Source organism: Bradyrhizobium sp. SRL28 (assembly GCF_018596315.1).
Taxonomy (GTDB): Bacteria; Pseudomonadota; Alphaproteobacteria; order Rhizobiales; family Xanthobacteraceae; genus Bradyrhizobium.
The window spans coordinates 1-1052 of record NZ_JAHEAG010000169.1 but is presented as its reverse complement, the minus strand read 5'-3'; the positions used below and the strand labels follow the sequence as shown (position 1 = coordinate 1052).

1 protein-coding gene is annotated in these 1052 nt (G+C 60.0%); it reads right to left on the bottom strand.

Annotated features, from left to right (window positions below; genetic code table 11):
* Positions 1–21: 21 nt before the first annotated feature.
* Positions 22–1008: an integrase core domain-containing protein gene (locus tag KIP88_RS45825; protein WP_214494623.1), complete on the bottom strand. Its 987-nt coding sequence runs from the start codon at positions 1006–1008 to the stop codon at positions 22–24.
* Positions 1009–1052 lie beyond the last annotated feature (44 nt).

Genomic DNA, 1052 nt, shown 5'->3' with positions numbered 1-1052 from the left:
CGTCATTGCTGTCGATGTTCACTAATTCGCTGATTGGATCGCGGTGGTCTTGGTAGCGGCGAAGGCCTTGGGAGTTTGTCCTGCCAAGGCTTGGTGGGGTCTGTGGTCGTTGTAGTAGACGAGGTACTCGAACAGCTCGTTGGCGAAGTGGTCGAGATTGTCGAAGGTGGCGCCTTCGATGACATCCTCATCGAGCGTGCGCCAGAACCGTTCGACTTTGCCGTTGGTCTGGGGCCGATAGGGCCTGGTGTAGCGGTGTTTGATGCCAAGCTCGAGCAGCATGGCCTCGAACGGATGCTCGTCCGGCTTGGTACGGGCGGCGAACTCGGCGCCGTTGTCGGACAGGATTTCCTGGAAGACGAGCCCGTAGGTGATGTTAAGGGTGTTGATCATCTTCAGTGTCCTGAACATGACCGGCAGCGCCTTCTTGGACATCAGGACCTCGGCCCAGGCCAGGCGCGAGCAGCTGTCGACCAGGCTGATGATGTAGGCCGTGACCGGGGGTGGCGCGAGGAACATATCCCGCGGCAATTGATGCAGATCGACGTGGCCCAGTTCCCCAAGCTTGTCCTTGATAATGCGGCGCTTCTCCTCACGCATCGCCGGCGTGCGGCGGTTCAGCTGGTAGCGTCTCAGCACCCGGTAGATCGTTATGGGCGAAGGTACCTTCTCGCGCGTCTCACGCAAGACGGCATGAATCTCGTAGCGGTTCATCCCTCGCTTGCGATGGGCGACGATCTCCGCCTCGATCCCTTCTGGCTCGCGCCGTTCCCGCCATTTGGGCCCGCGCCGGCGCGGCAGCAGATCCGCTTCCTCACCGCTCCGCAAATAGCGATTATAATACTTCCGGAACGTCTGCGAGCAGGTCCCGTGGTGCCGGTAGAAGTCGCCGACCCGCTTGAACAGCCTCGATCGGCCGGCCTTCACCGCCTCATATTCCGGGATCAGAAAACGCCACTTCTGCAGGTAATTGCGTTCAATCGTCCGGTCGTAGCTGTTATCCCGCATCGGATCGTCCTCCAGCGGAGCGATCCAATCAGCGAATTAGTGAA